The following is a 325-nucleotide window of genomic DNA, read 5'->3' on the forward strand; positions in this document are numbered from 1 at the left end:
TGGCGGGCCATCAGCTGCAACCTGTCGTTCTGTGCCTGGACACTCACCGGGCCCTGGTTGGCGATCAGCTTGATCCCCAGTTTGCGCACAAACAGGCTCAACCCCTGCCCCACCCCCATGAACAGACGCTTGGCCACACTGATGTCCGCTTGCGCGCCGGCGCTGAGCATCAAGTTGTTTTGCGCGGCCAATTGCAGATGTTTTCCGCTCGTGAGCGCTATCCCGTGTGGTGCACTGAGCAGCAACACGGACGACTTGAGTTGTTCCAGGTCTTGCTTGAGCAACTGCAACTGCGCCTGCACATCGGCCGGATCGGCATTGGCCG

General features: G+C 60.6%; 1 protein-coding gene. It reads right to left on the bottom strand.

All coding sequences use genetic code 11. The features are described from left to right. Positions 1 to 325: DUF2345 domain-containing protein (locus H7995_RS28275; protein WP_185819344.1), on the bottom strand; the 325-nt coding region annotated here is incomplete at both ends.

The organism is Pseudomonas kielensis, assembly GCF_014236655.1.
Lineage (GTDB): Bacteria > Pseudomonadota > Gammaproteobacteria > Pseudomonadales > Pseudomonadaceae > Aquipseudomonas > Aquipseudomonas kielensis.